The sequence below is a fragment of the Pseudomonas citronellolis genome, from assembly GCF_900112375.1.
In the GTDB taxonomy this organism is placed as follows: Bacteria; Pseudomonadota; Gammaproteobacteria; order Pseudomonadales; family Pseudomonadaceae; genus Pseudomonas; species Pseudomonas citronellolis.
Map to the genome: position 1 here is coordinate 120,304 of NZ_FOLS01000012.1, position 17,436 is coordinate 137,739.

The following is a 17,436-nucleotide window of genomic DNA, read 5'->3' on the forward strand; positions in this document are numbered from 1 at the left end:
CCCCCAGCAACCTCAATCCTTCTTCTTCAGCTTCGGATTAGGAAAGAACTGCACCCCCTGCACCTTCGGATCATCCGGCTTCTTCAACCCACTGGTATTGACCCGCGTAGCCAACTCCTTCGGCACCGACTGCCCCTGGGCATTCAGCGTGTCGGCGTAGCCGCAGGCCACGCACTCGCGGTGCGGCACGCCGTCCTCGTCCCACATCAGGATCTTGTCCTGCTCGCTGCAGGCCGGGCATACCGCGCCGGCGATGAAGCGCTTCTTCACCTCGGCCATCACGCAGCCTCCCCGGTCAGGCCGGAATGGCGCAGCAGCGCGTCGATCGACGGCTCGCGGCCGCGGAAGGCGACGAACAGCGCCATCGGCTCCTGGGAGCCGCCCTTGGCCAGGATGGCCTCGCGGAAGGCCGCGCCGGTCTGCGGGTTGAACACGCCCTCTTCCTCGAAGCGCGAGAAGGCGTCGGCCGACAGCACTTCGGCCCACTTGTAGCTGTAGTAACCGGCCGCGTAACCGCCGGCGAAGATGTGCGCGAAGCTGTTGGCGAAGCGGTTGTACGCCGGCGGGCGCATCACCGCCACCTCGTCGCGCACGCCGTTGAGCACGTCGAGCACGCTGCGGCCGTCGCCGTGGCTGGTGTGCAGCTCGAAGTCGAACAGCGAGAACTCCAGCTGGCGCACCATCATCAGGCCGGACTGGAAGTTCTTCGCCGCCAGCATCTTCTCCAGGATGTCCTGGGGCAGCGGCGCGCCGCTCTCGTAGTGGCCGGAGATCAGCGCCAGGCCCTCGGGCTCCCAGCACCAGTTCTCCATGAACTGGCTGGGCAGCTCCACCGCGTCCCAGGCCACGCCGTTGATGCCCGAGGCGCCGGCATGCTCGACGCGGGTCAGCAGGTGGTGCAGGCCGTGGCCGAATTCGTGGAACAGCGTGGTCACTTCGTCGTGGGTCAGCAGCGCCGGCTTGCCGTTCACCGCCGGGGTGAAGTTGCACACCAGGTAGGCGACCGGGGCGATCAGCTGGCCGGCGGCGTCGCGGCGGCGGTCGCGGGCGCCGTCCATCCAGGCGCCGCCGCGCTTGTTGGCGCGGGCATAGAGGTCGAAGTAGAAGCGCCCGACGTGCTGGCCGTTCTCCTCGATCTCGAACAGGCGCACGTCCGGGTGCCAGCGCTCGAAGTCATGCAGCTCGCGGATCTGGATGCCGTAGAGCTTCTGCACGATGGCGAACAGGCCGGACAGCACCTTGTCCACCGGGAAGTACGCGCGCAGCGCTTCCTGCGACACGCTGTAGCGCGCCTCGCGCAGCTTCTCGCCGTAGTAGCCGGAGTCCCAGCTCTGCAGCTGCGCGCAGCCCTGCTCGGCGGCGTAGGCCTTGAGCTGGTCGAGGTCCTGCTGCGCGTAGGGCTTGCTGCGCACCGCCAGGTCGCGCAGGAAGTGCAGCACCTGCTCCGGGGATTCGGCCATCTTGGTCGCCAGCGACAGCGCCGAGAAGTTGGCGTAGCCCAGCAGGCGCGCCAGCTCCTGGCGCAGGTCGAGGATTTCCTGCATCACCGGGCCGTTGTCATTCTGCCCGGCGTTGGGGCCCTGGTCGGAGGCGCGGGTGCAGTAGGCGGCGTAGACCTCTTCGCGCAGGGCGCGGTCGTCGGCGTAGGTCATCACCGCGAAATAGCTGGGGAATTCCAGGCTGATCAGCCAGCCGTCCAGGCCCTTGGCCTGCGCGGCCTGCTGCATCTGCGCCTTGGCCGAGTCGGTCAGGCCGGCCAGCGCCGCCTCGTCGGTGACGTGCTTGGTCCAGGCCTGGGTGGCGTCCAGCAGCTGGTTGGAGAAGCGGCTGCCCAGCTCGGACAGGCGCGCCTGGATTTCCGCGTAGCGCTTCTGCTGCTCGGCCGGCAGATCGATGCCCGACAGGCGGAAATCGCGCAGGGCGTGCTCGAGGATGGTCTTCTGCGCCACGTCGAAGTTCGCCGCGGCGGGGTTGGCGGCCAGGGCCTCGTAGGCCTTGAACAGCTCGCGGTTCTGGCCCAGTTCGGTCCAGTAGGCCGAGAGCAGCGGCAGGCAGCCTTCATAGGCCTCGCGCAGCTCGGCGCTGTTGCACACGGCGTTGAGGTGGCTCACCGGGCTCCAGGCCGCGCCCAGGCGCGCGTGCAGTTCGTCCATGGCCAGCACCAGGCCGTCCCAGCTGGGGTTGGCGCCCTGTTCGGCGAGAATGCGCGCAATGCCGGCGCGGTTGTCGGCGAGGATCTGCTCGATGGCCGGCTTCACGTGCTCGGGGCGGATGGCGGAGAAGGGCGGCAGGTCGTAGGACTGCAGAAGGGGATTCGCGCTCACGGTGGCAACCTTGGCTGAGGAAACACCCGGCCATCTTAAATACAATCGACGGCATCCGCAGCCTGAAGGAAAACTATCGTGGCCATACGTTCGTATCAGGGTAAAACGCCGAAACTCGGCGAACGCGTCTTCGTCGACCCCAGCGCCGTGCTCATCGGCGACATCGAAATCGGCGCCGATAGCTCGGTGTGGCCGCAGGTGACCATCCGCGGCGACATGCACCGCATCCGCATCGGCAACCGGACCAGCATCCAGGACGGCAGCGTGCTGCACATCACCCACGCCGGCCCCTACAACCCCGACGGCTTCCCGCTGACCATCGGTGACGAGGTGACCGTCGGCCACAAGGTCTTGCTGCATGGCTGCAGCGTCGGCAACCGCGTATTGGTCGGCATGGGCTGCATCGTCATGGACGGCGCGGTAATAGAGGACGAAGTCATCCTCGGCGCCGGCAGCCTGGTGCCGCCGGGCAAGGTGCTGGAGAGCGGCTTCCTCTACGTCGGCAGCCCGGCGAAGAAGGCCCGCCCGCTGAGCGACAAGGAAAGGTCCTTCTTCGCCTATACCGCTGGCAATTATGTGAAGCTGAAGGACCAGCACATCGCCGAGGGCTATGCCGAATAAGGCAACAGGCGGCGCGGGGGCGACTGGGCGCCTCTGCTTGTACGGCAATGAGGCGCGCAGGAATGCTCTTCCGAGGGGGCGATGCTTTTTAGCTGCCTACACGGCAGTGAAGCGGTCCAGTCCCGTCTTGACCAGCTCGGGGTTTTTCTTAGCTGCCTACACGGCAGTGAAGGGGCAGCCGGTACTGGATACCTCGCTGGGCTGTTTCTTAGCTGCCTACACGGCAGTGAAGACGACGAAGCAAATGGAACGGCCCGGCCGGTATTTCTTAGCTGCCTACACGGCAGTGAAGTCGCGCAGGTCGGTGATCAGGCCGGCGTGCTTTTTCTTAGCTGCCTACACGGCAGTGAAGCTGGTTGTCATCCCGCTGCACCCGGTCGCCCATTTCTTAGCTGCCTATACGGCAGTGAAGTAGAGATGTTACTCCTCAACCCCCTGACTTCCCACGAGAAAGCACCCTATACACACGCATAACCCTTTTTTCAGGGGCCTCTCCAAGCCATTGACTTTCATGGGACTCGCAAGAGGCTCCAGAAAAAGGGCAGGAAGTCATTGCATGGGCGTTTGGTCGGTACGGAGGCCAGTTGTATGCTTCCGGTTCGATTCTTCCTGCCGCAGCCTCGCCCATGCACTACCAGAACATCCTCTTCGACCTCGACGGCACCCTCACCGACCCGCGCGAGGGCATCACCCGTTCGATCCAGTACGCCCTGGCACAGCTGGGCATCGACGAGCCGGACCTGCGCCGGCTCGAGCACTTCATCGGTCCGCCGCTGCTGCAGTGCTTCATGAGCACCTATGGCTTCGAAGAGGCGCGGGCCTGGGAGGCGGTGAACCATTACCGGGTGCGTTTCAAGGACACCGGGTTGTACGAGAACCGGGTGTTCGATGGCGTCGGCGAGTTGCTGGCGCTGCTCGGCGGCCAGGGCCGCACGCTGTTCATCGCCACCAGCAAGCCCACCGTGTTCGCCGCCGAGATCGCCCGGCACTTCGACTTCGCCCGGCACTTCAAGGTGATCTACGGCAGCGAGCTGGACGGCAGCCGCACCAACAAGGTGGAGCTGATCGAGCACCTGCTGCGCCTCGAAGGCCTGGACCCGGCGCAGACGCTGATGATCGGCGACCGCAAGCACGACCTGATCGGCGCGCACCGCAACGGCCTGAGCGCCGCCGGCGTCGGCTATGGCTTCGGCAGCCGCGAGGAGCTGCTGGCCGAAAGCCCGGCGCACTACTTCGCCAACCTGGGCGAACTGCGCGCGGCCTTCGCCTCCGGCTGAGGCGCAAGACCCCGGGAGGACCGCCTCCCCGTGCCGCTGCGGGGGCGCCGTGGCGGTGGGGGAAATCGCGTCTAGAATGAGTCAGTCGGATGACGTCAAAAATATGGCAAATAGCCATTAATTTGCATTGCCTGGGGAAAGGCTCGCCTGCACAATTGCGCTTTCGCCAAAAGAACGACACTGACTCGGCGAACGGGATTTCTGGGGACAGCCATGGCGGCACGATGGGGATTGCGCGGCAAATCGGTGGTAGCGCTGTTACTGGCCTGCGTTCTGGCGTTGGTTCCCGCGGTGCTGCTCGGCTGGAAGGCGATGGAGGACATCCGTACGCACTTCGGCCTGGCCTATGCGAAGAACTTCACCCTGCTCAACCAGCAGAAGATCCTCGCCCCGGTGATCCGCGAGCTGTCGCTGTCGCGGCGCCTGGCCGAGTCGGTGGTGACCCAGGACTGGCTGCTGGACGAGAGCAGTTCCGAGCGGCGCACGCGCTTCTTCCGTGAGGCCGACGGTTACCGCGGCGACCAGGGCGAGTATTCCTACTTCGTCATCGTCGACTCCTCGCTGCACTACTACTTCAACGACTCCACCTCGCCGCTGTCCAACGCACCGCGCTACACCCTCAGCCGCGACGACCCGCAGGACGCCTGGTACTTCGCGACCATGGCCAGCGACAGCCCCTACAACATCAACGTCAACTACGACGCCAAGCTGCGCGCCACCAAGGTCTGGTTCAACGTCCAGGTCATCGCCGGCAACCACAAGGTCGGCCTGGCCGGCGGCGGGCTGGACCTGACCGCCTTCCTCGACCAGTTCATCTCGCGCCGCGAGCCCGGGGTGACGCCGATGATCGTCGACGCCGACGGCGCCATCCAGGCGCACCCGGACCGCAAGCTGATCGCCCTGAGTTCCGGCGCCGGCACCGCCGACAACGGCGGCCACCGGGTCTTCGACCTGCTGGCCAGCGACGAGGAACGCAAGGGCCTGCGCCAGGTGCTGGACGACGCCCAGGCGCACCCGGGCGAGGTGCGCACCTTCTGGGCCACCCTCGACGGCAAGCGGCAGCTGCTGGCCACCGCGTACATTCCCGAGCTGCGCTGGCACGTGCTCAGCGCCGTCGACCTGCACGCCGCGCAGGTGCTCGACAGCCGCTGGATCTGGCCGCTGGCGGGCACCCTGCTGGGCCTGCTGGCGCTGCTGCTGATCGGCTTCGCCTACACCGTCGAGCTGCTGCTGCTCAAGCCGCTGCGCGGGCTGCGCCAGTCGGCCAAGGCGATCGCCGCCGGGCAGTACGACAACCCGCTGCCCAAGTCCCGCGGCGACGAGATCGGCGAGCTGTCCGACGCCTTCGCCAGCATGGCCAACCAGGTCCGCCGGCACACCGAGGACCTGGAGGACAAGGTGCGCCAGCGCACCCAGGCCCTGGAGCAGGCCAACCGCGAGATGGCCGCGGCGCAGAAGAAGATCGGCGACTCCATCGACTACGCCAGCCTGATCCAGCGCGCCATCCTGCCCGACCGCCAACTGCAGTCGTCCCTCGGCCAGCACCACTTCGTGCTGTGGAAGCCGCGCGACGTGGTCGGCGGCGACTTCTACATCTACCGCGAAGGCAGCGAGGACAGCCTGATCGGCGTGGTCGACTGTGCCGGCCACGGCGTGCCCGGCGCGCTCATGACCATGCTGGCGCTGGCCGCCATCGACCACGCCATCGACAGCGTGCAGAGCCACGACCCCGCGTCGATCCTGCGCGAGACCGACCAGGTGATGCGCGGCATGATCAGCCAGGAGCGGGTGACCCAGGCCCTGGCCACCAACATGGACGCCGGTTTCGTGCGCGTCGACCACGGCCGCCGGCTGCTGCATTTCTCCGGGGCGAAGATCTCGCTGTTCGCCAGCAATGGTGACGAGGTTCGCGAATACAAGGGCGGCCGACGCGCCATCGGCGACAAGCGCCAGGGAGAGTACGAGAATATCCAGCTGCCGCTGGAGCCGGGCTGGACCTTCTACCTGTGCACCGACGGCTTCCTCGACCAGGCCGGTGGCGAGCACGGCTTCGGTTTCGGCAACAGCCGCTTCGCCGAACTGCTGCGCCGTCATTCACGTCTGCCATTGGCCGAGCAGGCGCGGGTGTTTGCCGCTACCCTGGCGGACTATCAGGGCGAACGGCCGCAACGCGACGACATCACCATCCTGTCCTTCCGATTCGAGTAGGAGTACGCCATGGAGACACTAGACCTGTTGGCCATGCGTGAAAGCTACACCCGACAACGCATCCTGCTGTGCTTCAACGGCCCGATCTCGCGCAGCCTGATCGAGGAGATCGGCCACGCCCTGCGCAACTACATGCAGGCCGAGCAGGCGCACCCCAGCGAGGCCATGGACGTCTTCGCGGTCTACATCGAGATGACCCAGAACATCCGCCACTACGCCACCCAGCGTGGCTACGGTGACCAGGACGCCTCGGCCACCGTGGCCATCGCCCGCGACGACGACGGCCACTACGTGGTGTCCGCCGGCAACCTGGTGGAGCTGGCGGACGGCCGCGAGCTGGTGCGCAACATCGAGGCCATCGCCGGGCTCGACAAGGCCCAGCTCAAGGCGGCCTACAAGGAGCAGCTGCGCCGCCCGCGCGATTCCGGGGTCAGCAGCGGTGCCGGCCTGGGCCTGCTGGACATCGCCCGCAAGTCCGGCATGCCCTTGCAGACCTCCCTTACCGAACAACCCGATGGGCGCGCGTTCTTCAGTCTGCGCGCCGTGATCTGACCACGCGTTTCAGGAATACAAAGGTATGAGTGACCTTCACATCAGCGGCACCCAGTCCACCCCGTCGATCCACGGTGACTGGGAAGCCGGCGTCCTGGCCATGCAGGGCGACTCCTATCCCGAGAACTCCTACGAACTCTTCGGCCAGGTGATCGAATGGGTGCAGCGCTTCCTCGCCGAGGAACAGCGCCCGCTGGCCCTGGACCTGCGTCTGCTATACCTCAATACCAGTTCGATCAAGGCGATGATGGATATCTTCGACCTGCTCGAAGAGGCCCACACCGGCGGCCGCAAGACCCAGGTGAGCTGGCACTACGACCGCCGCAACGAGCGCGTCGCCGAACTGGCCGAGGAATTCCGCGAAGACTGTAGCTTCCCGTTCGTCATACAGCCCTACGACGAGTGATGCCATGAACAGCGAACGCGAGCTGGACCTGTTGATCGAGGAGCTGCTGGCCGACCCGCAGTATTTCGACCATCCGCTGCGCGAGGCGCTGTTCCTGAAGCACCAGCAGTCCCTCGACCAGCTCGCGCGCCTGGAGCGCATCGCGCGGATTTCCGACGGTTTCCAGTCGATGGCGCGGGCGCAGAACTCGACGCTGTCCGAGCGCTACCACAAGCAGTTGCGCCAGCTGGAGAAGGTGGCGCGCATCTCCGACCGCTACCAGAACATGATGCGCGACCTCAACGTGGCGCTGCGCGAGGCCTCCACCCACGACCCGCTGACCGGCATCGGCAACCGCCGCCTGCTGATGGAGCGCCTGCGCGAGGAAAGCGAGCGCGCCCAGCGCAGCGGCAAGCCCTACGTGCTGGTGATCCTCGACATCGACCACTTCAAGCAGGTCAACGACAACTGGGGCCACGAGGTGGGCGACCGCGTGCTGGTGGAGATCGGCTGCACCATGCAGGCCGCGCTGCGCCAGTACGACCTGTGCGGGCGCTGGGGCGGCGAGGAGTTCCTCCTGCTGCTGCCGGAAACCGCCATGGCCGACGCCGACCAGGTGATCGACCGGGTGCGCCAGGACATCCGCTCGCTGGCCGTGCGCGTGGGCACCGAGGCGCTGTCGGTGACCGCCAGCTTCGGCGTGGCCGAATACCGCCTGGGCGAGAGCTACTCGCAGACACTCAGCCGTGCTGATGCGGCCTTGCTGGAGGCCAAGCGCAGTGGGCGGGACAAGTGCGTGGCGAGTGCTGTGGCGAGTGGTTGAGCTACGTCCTGTGGCCTGACGGCTGTTCGTAGGAGCGAGCTTGCTCGCGAATGGTGCTGGCCGGCGGCATGGGTGTTTCAGGTCACCTCCGTACCCTCTCCCCAGCCCTCGACTGCGCGCCCCGCCCTGAAGGGAGAGGGGGCTTGTCCGTGCCGAGAGAAGGTATGGTTCCAGCTGGGAGCCTTCGGTGTTGCCGGCTGACTCCAAAACATCCGTGTCTGCCCAACGGTCCCCTCTCCCTTCAGGGAGAGGGTTAGGGAGAGGGGCGGAGCCAAACCGAGACACCAACGCCACAGGTGAAGGACGTAGGGCGCATAACCGTTCGCGGTTATCCACAGTTGGTCGGTGGCACTGACTTGTAGGAGCGAGCTTGCTCGCGAACGGTGTTTGCCGGTTGCATGGGTGTTTCAGGTCTCCTCCGCACCCTCTCCCCAGCCCTCTCCCTGAAGGGAGAGGGGGCTTGTCCGTGCCGAGAGAAGGTATGGTTTCGTCCTGATACCTGTGGAGTAGCCGGCTGACTCTGAAGTATCCAAGCGCACCGAACGGTCCCCTCTCCCTTCAGGGAGAGGGTTAGGGAGAGGGGCGGAGCCAAACCGAGACACCGCCGTCACAGGTAAAGAACGTAGGGCGTATAACCGTTCGCGGTTATACGCCGTCGGAGCAAAAAGCCCCCTCAAACCCTCACACTGGCAAAGGTCGACTCCCCCTGCGCCTGGCTCAGCGCCGAGATCGCCGAGGAGTGCGGCATCAGCGCCAGGTCCTGGGGTATCGGCATGACCATCACCGGCTGGCCGATCGGCTGGCCCTGGCGTTCGTCGCGCGGTGGGATGCCGAAGTATTCGCGGTAGCACTTGGAGAAGTGCGGGGTGGAGACGAAGCCGCACACCGAGGCCACCTCGATGATCGACATGGAGGTCTGCTTGAGCAGTTGGCGCGCGCGGATCAGGCGCAGCTTCAGGTAGTAGCGCGACGGCGAGCAGTGCAGGTACTTCTGGAACAGCCGCTCCAGCTGGCGCCGCGAGACGTTGACGTAGACCGCCAGCTCGTCGAGGTCGATCGGCTCTTCCAGGTTGGCTTCCATCAGCGCGACTATTTCCTGCAGCTTCGGCTGGTTGGTGCCGAGCATGTGCTTGAGCGGCACGCGCTGGTGGTCCTGCTCGTTGCGGATGCGCTCGTAGATGAACATCTCGGAGATCGCCGCCGACAGCTCGCGGCCGTGCTCGCGGCCGATCAGGTGCAGCATCATGTCCATCGGCGCGGTGCCGCCGGAGGAGGTGTAGCGGTTGCGGTCGATGGAGAACAGGCGGGTGCTCATGGCCACCCGCGGGAAGGCCTCCTGCATCGCCGCCAGGCATTCCCAGTGCACGCTGCAGTCGTAGCCGTCGAGCAGGCCGGCTCGGGCCAGCGCCCAGCTGCCGGTGCACACCGCGCCGAGGCGGCGGCCCAGGCGCGCCTGGGTCTGCAGGAAGCTTACGTGCTCGCGGGTGACGCTGCGCTGGATGCCCACGCCGCCGACCACGATCAGCGAATCCATCGGCGGGGCGCCGTCGGTGCTGGCGTCGGGGGTGATCTGCAGGCCGTCGCTGGCCCACACCTGGCGGCCGTCGAGGGTGAGGGTGTGCCAGCGGTACAGCTCCCTGCCGGAGAGCTGGTTGGCCATGCGCAGCGGTTCCACCGCCGAGGCCAGGGAGATCAGGGTGAAGTTGTCCAGCAGCAGGAAGCCGATGGACTGCGGAGCTCGGTTTTGCGGGGGAACTCCGGGGTTGAAAGCATTCATGATGCTCGATCTCCTCACGCTAGTCACGGTTGCCCCTGAGGGGCTTTCTTATGCTTGTTTTCTGCCTGGGTGACCCGCAGGTCACCACCGCTTCCAAGAGCAAGGCAAATGCCGTGCCTATATTGATTGAGCGTTCAATAAAAAAAGAAAAGCGCCTGGGAACGGCGCTTTTGGGAGCTTGGATGCGACGCCTGGCATGTCGCAAATGCCTATGGGGCGTGGCCTCTGGGGCATTTGGTAGCACTCGGCCCGTGGCTGCCGGGTGCCAGCATTTTCCGAAAGTAACGCTTGTCAGACCTGTCCGATAACGACGCGACGCTGCGCCAAAAGGTGGCGCCGGGCGCGCGGAGTGAGCAAAAGAGGGTCAGCACTCGATGATGCTGACGGCCAGGCCGCCGCGGGAGGTTTCCTTGTACTTGTCGTGCATGTCGGCGCCGGTGTCGCGCATGGTGCGGATGGCCTGGTCGAGGCTGATGAAGTGCTGGCCGTCGCCACGCAGGGCCATCTGCGCGGCGTTGATGGCCTTCACCGCGGCGATGGCGTTGCGCTCGATGCAGGGCACCTGGACCAGGCCGCCGACCGGGTCGCAGGTCAGGCCGAGGTTGTGTTCCAGGCCTATCTCGGCGGCGTTCTCCACCTGCTCGGGGCTGGCGCCGAGCACTTCGGCCAGGCCGGCGGCGGCCATGGCGCAGGCTGAGCCGACCTCACCCTGGCAGCCCACCTCGGCGCCGGAGATGGAGGCGTTCTTCTTGCACAGGATGCCCACCGCGGCGGCGGCGAGGAAGAAGTCCACGACGTCCTGCTCGCTGGCATCGGGGTTGAAGCGCATGTAGTAGTGCAGCACCGCCGGGACGATCCCGGCCGCGCCGTTGGTGGGCGCGGTGACCATGCGCCCGCCGGCGGCGTTCTCCTCGTTCACCGCCAGGGCGTAGAGGTTGACCCACTCCATGGCGCTGAGGGTGGAGCCGATGACGTTGGGCTTGCCGATCTCCAGCAGGTTGCGATGCAGGCGGGCGGCGCGGCGCTGCACGTTGAGGCCGCCGGGGAGGATGCCCTCGGCCTTGAGGCCGTTGTTCACGCAGTCCTGCATGGCGCGCCAGATGCGCATCAGGCCCTCGCGGGTGTCGGTGTCGCTGCGCCACATGCGCTCGTTGGCCAGCATCAGCTGGGACACGCGCAGGTTGTGGCGGCGGCACAGCTGCAGCAGTTCGGCGGCGCTGTTGAAGTCGTAGGGCAGGCGGGTGGCGTCCTGGTCGAGGGAACCGGCGGCGGCCTGCTCGGCATCGACGACGAAGCCGCCGCCGATGGAGTAGTAGGTGTCGGCGTACAGCTCGGCGTCGCTCTCGTAGGCGATCAGGCTCATGGCATTGGGGTGGTAGGGCAGGTTCTCCTCGAGCAGGCGCATGTCGCGCACCCAGTCGAAGGCAATGCGCCGCTCGCCGGCCAGGATCAGCTCGCCGCTGCCGAGCAGCTCGGCCATGCGCGGGGCGATCTGGCTGGGGTCGATGCGGTCGGGCCATTCGCCCATCAGGCCCATGATCACGGCGCGGTCGGTGCCGTGGCCGACGCCGGTGGCGGAGAGCGAGCCGTAGAGCTTCACTTCGACGCGGTCGACGCGCGACAACAGCTGGCGCTCGCGCAGGGCGCCGACGAACAGGGCGGCGGCGCGCATGGGGCCGACGGTATGCGAGCTGGAGGGGCCGATACCGATCTTGAACAGGTCGAACACACTGATAGCCATGCCGGCCTCCGCAGGAACTGGGCGTGATGCGGAGCGCCCGCGGGCACCCCTGATGCGGGGCATCATCGGCCCTCGGCCGGCTAGGCCGGCGTCCGGCACCGACTTGGCCTTATCCAAAAGCGCCGCGGCGTGCGACATGGGAAGAATCGTGCCAATCGATGTCGCTTATGCGACAAATAATTACGAATTTGAGACGCAGTCGATAGACAACATCAATCAGTCGACAGCCCCATATTTCGGGGTGTTTCATGATTAGCGGTCGACGAACGGCTATGGTTTCGCCTTCGGACCTGCGCTTGACCCCTCCCCGTAATTGCTAGAGGCTGACCTCATGAAGTGTCTTCTGTTGTCGCTGTTGGCGTTACCCGTTCTTTGCTCTGGCCTGGCCCAGGCCGCCGAACCACAGTCCTGCTCGCTGGTCCGTTTCGCCGATGTCGGCTGGACCGACATCACCGTCACCACCGCCGTCACCCGCCTGGTGCTCAGTGAACAGGGCTACCGCACCAAGGTCGAGCGTCTCTCCGTTCCCGATACCTACAAGGCCATGGCCGAGAAGCGCATCGACGTCTTCCTCGGCAACTGGATGCCGAGCATGGCCGCGGACATCAAGCCCTACGCCGACGACGGCCGGGTGCAGACCGTGCGCGCCAACCTGGAGGGCGCCAAGTACACCCTCGCCGTTCCCCAGTACGCCTACGACGCCGGCCTGAAGAGCTTCGCCGACATCGCCAAGTTCAAGGAGCAGCTGGGCGGCAAGATCTACGGCATCGAGCCGGGCAACGACGGCAACCAGCTGATCCGCAGGATGATCGCCGAGAAGGCCTTCGGCCTGGGCGACTTCAAGCTGGTGGAGTCCAGCGAGGCCGACATGCTCGCCTCGGTGCGCCGCGCCGGCGCCCTCAAGCAGCCGATCGTGTTCCTCGGCTGGGAACCGCACCCGATGAACACCCGCCTGCAGATGCGCTACCTGGAAGGCGGCGATGCCTATTTCGGCCCGAACTACGGCGGCGCCACCGTCTACACCAACGTCAGGGCCGGCTATCTTGATGAATGCCCGAACGTCGCGCAGCTGCTGCGCAACCTGAAATTCGACCTGGCCATGGAGAACCGCCTGATGGACGCGGTGCTCAATGAACGGAGCAATCCGCGCCAGGCCGCCAAGGACTGGTTGCAGGCCAACCCGCAGGTGCGCGATGCCTGGCTCAAGGGCGTGCAGCCGCGCGCCCAGGCCCAGTCCAAGGCCGTCGCCCAGCAGTGAGGGCGACGTCTCCGGGCTGCCGGAACAGGGCCGTGGAACTGGATGCGACACCCCTGGTGCTGATTGCGACTTCGCCTGCACTGGTTGCGACGCACCCGGTATGCGGCGGATTTTTCCTGTTCCATGATCGTTTCCGAATCGACGAAGAAAGGGCCCGCGTCCCGGCGCGGCCCACCTAGAAACCCACGCAGATCGCCCCATCCCGTAGAGGAGTACGCTCATGAAAGGTTGCAAGTCTTTGCTACTGGCTGTGTCCCTGAGTACGCCGCTGGTGGTTCAGGCCGCTGAACCTGAGTCGTGCGGCACGGTTCGCTTCTCCGACGTCGGCTGGACCGACATCACCGTTACCACCGCGACCACTCGCCAGGTGCTGGAGTCGCTCGGCTACACCACCAAGGTGAACATGCTTTCCGTGCCGGTGACCTACCGCTCGCTGGCGAACAAGGACCTCGACGTCTTCCTCGGCAACTGGATGCCGAGCATGGCCAACGACATCAAGCCCTACGCCGACAACGGCTCGGTGGAAACCGTGCGGGCCAACCTGGAGGGCGCCAAGTACACCCTGGCGGTCACCCAGGCGGCCTACGACGGCGGGCTGAAGACCTTCGCCGACATCGCCAAGTTCTCCGACAAGCTCGGCGGCAAGATCTACGGCATCGAGCCGGGCAACGACGGCAACCGCCTGGTCCAGGGCATGATCGACAAGAACCAGTTCGACCTGGGCAAGTTCAAGCTGGTGGAGTCCAGCGAGGCCGGCATGCTCTCGCAGGTGGGCCGCGCCGACCGCCGCAGCCAGTGGATCGTGTTCCTCGGCTGGGAACCGCACCCGATGAACACCCGCTTCAAGATGCAGTACCTGCAGGGTGGCGATGACGTGTTCGGCCCCAACTACGGCGGCGCGACCATCTACACCAACGTGCGCAAGGGCTACGCCCAGGAGTGCCCGAACGTCGGCAAGCTGCTGACCAACCTCACTTTCACCCTGGACATGGAAAACAAACTGATGGACGCCGTGCTCAACGAGGGCAAGAAGCCCGAGGACGCGGCCAAGGCCTGGTTGAAGGATCACCCGGAACTGCTCGATGCCTGGCTGGCTGGCGTCACCACGCGTGACGGCAAGCCGGCGCTCGCCGCGGCCAAGGTCGCTTTCGCCAAGTGACCCTGGCCGGTCGCTTCCACCTTGCTTGATGGGCCCGCACTATGTTTCTGACTGAACACAAGATCCCCCTCGGTGAGCACATCGCCGCCTTCGTCGACTGGCTCACCCGCCATGGTTCGGCGGTCTTCGACAAGATCTCGGATGTCCTCGAGTTCCTCATCCACGGTGTCACCGGCGGGTTGCTGTGGTTCCACCCGCTGCTGCTCACCGCCATCCTGGTGGGCCTGGTGCACTTCATCCAGCGCAGCATCGGCCTGACGCTGTTCGCCCTGGCCTCGCTGCTGCTGATCCTCAACCTGGGCTACTGGCAGGAAACCATGGAGACCCTGGCCCAGGTCATCTTCGCCACCCTGGTGTGCGTCGCCATCGGCGTGCCCCTGGGCATCGTCGCGGCGCACAAGCCCTGGTTCTACACCGCCCTGCGCCCGCTGCTGGACCTGATGCAGACGGTGCCCACCTTCGTCTACCTGATCCCCACCCTGACGCTGTTCGGCCTGGGTGTGGTGCCGGGGCTGATCTCCACCGTGATCTTCGCCATCGCCGCGCCCATCCGCCTCACCTGCCTGGGCATCCAGGACGTGCCGGCGGAGCTGATGGACGCCGGCAAGGCCTTCGGCTGCTCGCGTTGGCAGCTGCTGACCCGTATCGAACTGCCGCACGCCATGCCTAGCATCGGCGCCGGCATCACCCAGTGCATCATGCTGTCGCTGTCGATGGTGGTGATTTCCGCGCTGGTAGGCGCCGACGGCCTCGGCAAGCCGGTGGTGAACGCGCTGAACACCGCGGACATCTCCCTGGGCTTCGAGGCAGGCCTGGCCATCGTCCTGCTCGCCATCCTGCTCGACCGGGTGTGCAAGCAACGCTCGCTGCGGGGGAGGTAAGCAACCATGGCTGCGATTGAATTCAAGAACGTCGATGTCATCTTCGGCAAGAACACCAAGGAAGCCCTGCGCCTGCTCGACGAAGGCCTGGGCCGCCAGGAAATCCTCAAGCGCACCGGCCAGGTGCTGGGCGTGGAGGATGCCAACCTGGACGTCGAGCGCGGTGAAATCTGCGTGATGATGGGCCTGTCCGGCTCGGGCAAGTCGAGCCTGCTGCGCTGCATCAACGGCCTCAACACGGTCAGCCGCGGCAAGCTGCTGATCGAGCACGAGGGCCAGCAGGTGGACGTCGCCAACTGCTCGCCGGCGACGCTCAAGACCATGCGCACCAAGCGCATCGCCATGGTGTTCCAGAAGTTCGCCCTGATGCCCTGGCTGACCGTGGCCGAGAACATCGGCTTCGGCCTGGAGATGCAGGGCCGCCCGGCCGCCGAGCGGAAGAAGGTGATCGACGAGAAGCTCGAACTGGTGGGCCTGTCGCAGTGGCGCGACAAGCGCCCGGACGAACTCTCCGGCGGCATGCAGCAGCGTGTCGGCCTGGCCCGCGCGCTGGCCATGGACGGCGACATCCTGCTGATGGACGAGCCCTTCTCGGCGCTGGACCCGCTGATCCGCCAGCAGCTGCAGGACGAACTGCTGGTGCTGCAACGGCAACTGCACAAGACCATCGTCTTCGTCAGCCACGACCTCGACGAGGCGCTGAAGATCGGCTCGCGCATCGCCATCATGAAGGACGGCCGCATCATCCAGCACAGCAAGCCCGAGGAGATCGTGCTGAACCCGGCGGACGACTACGTGCGCACCTTCGTCGCCCACACCAACCCGCTCAACGTGCTGTGCGGCTCCAGCCTGATGCGCGGCCTGGACCAGTGCCGCCGGCAGGACGGCGAGGTGTGCTTCGACCAGGGCCGCGACTGCTGGATCGGCCTCACCGAGACCAACCAGATCAAGACCGCGCGCCAGGGCAGCAACATCATCGACCTGCAGCAATGGCGCCCGGGCGACCCGGTGGAAAAGCTCAAGCACGAGCCGACCCTGGTGGACGTCAGCATCCGCATGCGCGACGCGCTGCAAATCCGCTACCAGACCGGCCACAAGCTGGTCCTGCAGGAGCAGAGCCGCGTGGTCGGCGTGCTCGGCGACAGCGAGCTGTACCACGCGCTGCTGGGCAAGAACCTGGGCTGACGGGCCGAGGCAACGAAAACGCCGGGCAGATGCCCGGCGTTTTCGTTTTGCGTAACCGTTCGCGAGGCGGGCATGGCTTCTCGTAGGAGCGAGCTTGCTCGCGAACCGCACGGCACCGCAGCCGCCGGGGAATCCGTTCGCGAGCAAGCTCGCTCCTACGAAGAGCGCGTTGGCGCGGCCCGCATTCGGGAAACCGGACTCAATGCTTGAGCTCGGCCAGACCCTTGAGCAGCGCCGCGTGGAACGCCTGCGGGTCCTGGATCTGCGGCGCGTGGCCGAGCTTGTCGAACTCCACCAGGGTGGCGTGGGGGATGGCCTGGGCGGTGCGCTTGCCCAGCTCGGCGTAGTTGCCCAGCTTGGCGCGCAGCGGCTCGGGGGCGACGTCCTTGCCGATCGCGGTGTTGTCCTGGGTGCCGATCATCAGCAGGGTGGGCGCCTGGATCTGGCCGAACTCGTAGACCACCGGCTGGGTGAAGATCATGTCGTACTGCAGCGCCGAGTTCCACGCCACACGCTCGTGGCCGGAGCCGTTGTTCAGGCCGGCGAGCATGTTCACCCACTTGTCGTACTCCGGCTTCCACTGGCCGGCGTAGTAGGTGGCCTGCTCGTACTTGCGGATGCTTTCCGCGCTGGTCTTCAGCTCGCGCTCGTACCACTGGTCCGGGGTGCGGTAGGGCACGCCCAGGGCCTTCCAGTCCTCAAGGCCGATGGGGTTGACCAGCACCAGCTGCTCGACCTGCTGCGGGTACATCAGCGCGTAGCGCGCGGCGAGCATGCCGCCGGTAGAGTGGCCGAGCATGGTCACCTTGTGCAGCCTGAGCTTGTCCAGCAGGGCGTGGGTGTTGCTGGCCAGTTGCTGGAAGCTGTACTGGTAGTGCTCCGGCTTGGTCGACTTGCAGAAGCCGATCTGGTCCGGCGCCACCACCCGGTAGCCGGCGGCGCTGAGGGCGGCGATGCTGGCCTCCCAGGTGCCGGCGCAGAAGTTCTTGCCGTGCAGCAGCACCACCGTGCGGCCGTTGGGCTTGGCCGGCTTCACGTCGATGTAGGCCATGTGCACGTGCTTGCCCTGGGAGGCGAAGCTGAAGTGTCCCACCGGGTAGGCGTAGTTGAAGCGTTCCAGTTCGGGGCCGTAGGTCGGCCGGGATTCGGCGGCCTGCAGCGGCAGGGCGGCGGCCAGCAGCAGGGCGGGGAGCCAGCGTCGGAACATGGGGTTTCCTCGGGAGGGCGGGGGAATGCTCTAGCATG

The 17,436-nt window shown here is 66.1% G+C and carries 15 protein-coding genes and 1 CRISPR repeat array; of the genes, 10 read left to right on the forward strand and 5 right to left on the reverse strand.

What is annotated here, in order from left to right; genetic code table 11:
• Positions 1–12: 12 nt before the first annotated feature.
• Together BM060_RS13550 and prlC are read right to left on the reverse strand one after the other, a co-directional pair.
• Positions 13–279, reverse strand: coding sequence for a YheV family putative zinc ribbon protein (locus tag BM060_RS13550; protein ID WP_009614774.1), 267 nt, complete (start codon positions 277–279; stop codon positions 13–15).
• On the reverse strand, positions 279–2,324 hold the full coding sequence (gene prlC / locus BM060_RS13555) for an oligopeptidase A (RefSeq protein ID WP_074980558.1): 2,046 nt from the start codon (positions 2,322–2,324) through the stop codon (positions 279–281). Before prlC ends, BM060_RS13550 begins: the two co-directional genes overlap by 1 nt.
• Before the next feature lie 78 nt (positions 2,325–2,402).
• Between prlC and BM060_RS13560 the strand changes: the two genes are divergently transcribed.
• From BM060_RS13560 to siaD, 6 genes are all read left to right on the forward strand, one after another.
• Positions 2,403–2,945 (forward strand): gamma carbonic anhydrase family protein, encoded by a 543-nt coding sequence (locus BM060_RS13560; protein WP_074980559.1) that lies wholly within the window; start codon positions 2,403–2,405, stop codon positions 2,943–2,945.
• Positions 2,946–3,029: 84 nt separating this feature from the next.
• A CRISPR array of direct repeats spans positions 3,030–3,357; the repeat unit is 28 nt; unit sequence TTTCTTAGCTGCCTACACGGCAGTGAAG.
• Positions 3,358–3,571: 214 nt separating this feature from the next.
• Positions 3,572–4,222 carry an HAD family hydrolase gene (locus BM060_RS13565; protein WP_074980560.1) on the forward strand — a complete coding sequence of 217 codons (651 nt, stop codon included), beginning with the start codon at positions 3,572–3,574 and terminating at the stop codon, positions 4,220–4,222.
• 213 nt (positions 4,223–4,435) lie between these two features.
• The gene (siaA, locus tag BM060_RS13570; RefSeq protein WP_074980561.1) at positions 4,436–6,430 is read left to right on the forward strand and encodes a biofilm regulation protein phosphatase SiaA; all 1,995 of its coding nucleotides are present in this window, start codon (positions 4,436–4,438) and stop codon (positions 6,428–6,430) included.
• A gap of 9 nt (positions 6,431–6,439) precedes the next feature.
• The gene (siaB, locus tag BM060_RS13575) at positions 6,440–6,982 is read left to right on the forward strand and encodes a biofilm regulation protein kinase SiaB (RefSeq protein WP_074980562.1); all 543 of its coding nucleotides are present in this window, start codon (positions 6,440–6,442) and stop codon (positions 6,980–6,982) included.
• Positions 6,983–7,007: 25 nt separating this feature from the next.
• On the forward strand, positions 7,008–7,388 hold the full coding sequence (gene siaC / locus BM060_RS13580; RefSeq protein ID WP_074980563.1) for a biofilm regulation phosphoprotein SiaC: 381 nt from the start codon (positions 7,008–7,010) through the stop codon (positions 7,386–7,388).
• 4 nt (positions 7,389–7,392) lie between these two features.
• Positions 7,393–8,190 (forward strand): biofilm regulation diguanylate cyclase SiaD, encoded by a 798-nt coding sequence (gene siaD, locus BM060_RS13585; RefSeq protein ID WP_074980564.1) that lies wholly within the window; start codon positions 7,393–7,395, stop codon positions 8,188–8,190.
• A gap of 673 nt (positions 8,191–8,863) precedes the next feature.
• Here the strand turns inward: siaD and gbdR are convergent.
• Both gbdR and BM060_RS13595 read right to left on the reverse strand, forming a co-directional pair.
• Positions 8,864–9,967, reverse strand: a complete 1,104-nt coding sequence (gbdR, locus tag BM060_RS13590) for a choline metabolism transcriptional regulator GbdR (protein WP_009614790.1) — start codon at positions 9,965–9,967, stop codon at positions 8,864–8,866.
• Between the two features lie 364 nt (positions 9,968–10,331).
• Positions 10,332–11,708 (reverse strand): L-serine ammonia-lyase, encoded by a 1,377-nt coding sequence (locus BM060_RS13595; protein WP_074980565.1) that lies wholly within the window; start codon positions 11,706–11,708, stop codon positions 10,332–10,334.
• 382 nt (positions 11,709–12,090) lie between these two features.
• On the opposite strand from BM060_RS13595, the gene BM060_RS13600 reads away from it, so the two are divergent.
• The 4 genes from BM060_RS13600 to choV all read left to right on the forward strand — a co-directional run bounded on the left by BM060_RS13600 (position 12,091) and on the right by choV (position 16,191).
• Entirely contained in the window at positions 12,091–12,966 is an 876-nt protein-coding gene (locus BM060_RS13600; protein WP_371857846.1) for a choline ABC transporter substrate-binding protein, read from the forward strand.
• A 220-nt stretch (positions 12,967–13,186) separates the two neighbouring features.
• On the forward strand, positions 13,187–14,125 hold the full coding sequence (locus BM060_RS13605; protein WP_074980567.1) for a choline ABC transporter substrate-binding protein: 939 nt from the start codon (positions 13,187–13,189) through the stop codon (positions 14,123–14,125).
• A 41-nt stretch (positions 14,126–14,166) separates the two neighbouring features.
• On the forward strand, positions 14,167–15,006 hold the full coding sequence (gene choW, locus BM060_RS13610; protein WP_074980568.1) for a choline ABC transporter permease subunit: 840 nt from the start codon (positions 14,167–14,169) through the stop codon (positions 15,004–15,006).
• 6 nt (positions 15,007–15,012) lie between these two features.
• On the forward strand, positions 15,013–16,191 hold the full coding sequence (choV, locus tag BM060_RS13615; protein WP_009614797.1) for a choline ABC transporter ATP-binding protein: 1,179 nt from the start codon (positions 15,013–15,015) through the stop codon (positions 16,189–16,191).
• 199 nt (positions 16,192–16,390) lie between these two features.
• Here the strand turns inward: choV and BM060_RS13620 are convergent, their stop codons facing one another.
• Complete coding sequence (locus tag BM060_RS13620) at positions 16,391–17,398, reverse strand: alpha/beta fold hydrolase (protein ID WP_074980569.1); 1,008 nt, start codon at positions 17,396–17,398, stop codon at positions 16,391–16,393.
• Positions 17,399–17,436 lie beyond the last annotated feature (38 nt).

Bases quoted from the DNA above. Each gene is read 5' to 3' on its own strand.
- BM060_RS13550 (WP_009614774.1), bottom strand. From the start codon at position 279: ATGGCCGAGGTGAAGAAGCGCTTCATCGCCGGCGCGGTATGCCCGGCC.
- BM060_RS13565 (WP_074980560.1), top strand. From the start codon at position 3,572: ATGCACTACCAGAACATCCTCTTCGACCTCGACGGCACCCTCACCGAC.
- siaA (WP_074980561.1), top strand. From the start codon at position 4,436: ATGGCGGCACGATGGGGATTGCGCGGCAAATCGGTGGTAGCGCTGTTA.
- siaB (WP_074980562.1), top strand. From the start codon at position 6,440: ATGGAGACACTAGACCTGTTGGCCATGCGTGAAAGCTACACCCGACAA.
- siaC (WP_074980563.1), top strand. From the start codon at position 7,008: ATGAGTGACCTTCACATCAGCGGCACCCAGTCCACCCCGTCGATCCAC.
- siaD (WP_074980564.1), top strand. From the start codon at position 7,393: ATGAACAGCGAACGCGAGCTGGACCTGTTGATCGAGGAGCTGCTGGCC.
- gbdR (WP_009614790.1), bottom strand. From the start codon at position 9,967: ATGAATGCTTTCAACCCCGGAGTTCCCCCGCAAAACCGAGCTCCGCAG.
- BM060_RS13595 (WP_074980565.1), bottom strand. From the start codon at position 11,708: ATGGCTATCAGTGTGTTCGACCTGTTCAAGATCGGTATCGGCCCCTCC.
- BM060_RS13605 (WP_074980567.1), top strand. From the start codon at position 13,187: ATGAAAGGTTGCAAGTCTTTGCTACTGGCTGTGTCCCTGAGTACGCCG.
- choW (WP_074980568.1), top strand. From the start codon at position 14,167: ATGTTTCTGACTGAACACAAGATCCCCCTCGGTGAGCACATCGCCGCC.
- choV (WP_009614797.1), top strand. From the start codon at position 15,013: ATGGCTGCGATTGAATTCAAGAACGTCGATGTCATCTTCGGCAAGAAC.
- BM060_RS13620 (WP_074980569.1), bottom strand. From the start codon at position 17,398: ATGTTCCGACGCTGGCTCCCCGCCCTGCTGCTGGCCGCCGCCCTGCCG.